This window comes from Thauera butanivorans NBRC 103042 (assembly GCF_001591165.1).
Taxonomy (GTDB): Bacteria; Pseudomonadota; Gammaproteobacteria; order Burkholderiales; family Rhodocyclaceae; genus Thauera; species Thauera butanivorans.
In genome coordinates this window covers 1-534 of the sequence record NZ_BCUG01000155.1, presented here as the reverse complement: position 1 = coordinate 534, position 534 = coordinate 1, and the positions used below count along the sequence as shown (strand labels likewise).

The 534-nt window shown below is 70.4% G+C and carries 1 pseudogene; it reads left to right on the top strand.

Going from position 1 to position 534, the window contains the following annotated elements:
- Nucleotide 1 precedes the first annotated feature (1 nt).
- Nucleotides 2–534 (top strand): annotated as a pseudogene (locus TBU01S_RS22795) (electron transfer flavoprotein subunit alpha/FixB family protein); the annotation flags it as partial.

Genomic DNA, 534 nt, shown 5'->3' with positions numbered 1-534 from the left:
CATGAGCATTCTCGTCATTGCCGAACACGACAACCAATCGCTCAAGGCCGCCACGCTCAACACCGTGACCGCGGCGGCGAAACTGGGCGGCGACATCCACGTGCTGGTGGCCGGTGCCGGCTGCGGCGCGGCGGCCGAGGCGGCGGCGAAGATCGCCGGCGTGGCCAAGGTGCTGGTGAGCGACGCGCCGCACTACGAAGCGCAGACGGCCGAGAACGTGGCCGAGCTGCTCAAGGGCCTCGCCCCGAACTACAGCCACGTGCTGGCGCCGGCGACGCCGAACGGCAAGAACATGCTGCCGCGGGTGGCGGCGTTGCTGGACGTGGCGCAGATCAGCGACATCGTCGCCATCGAAAGCGCCGACACCTTCGTGCGCCCGATCTACGCCGGCAACGCGCTGGCCACGGTCAAGAGCGCCGATGCGATCAAGGTCATCACGGTGCGCACCACCGCCTTCGATGCGGCCGCAGAAGGCGGCGCCGCCCCGATCGAAGCGCTGGCCGCGGGTGCCGACCTGGGCGTGGCGGCGCTGGT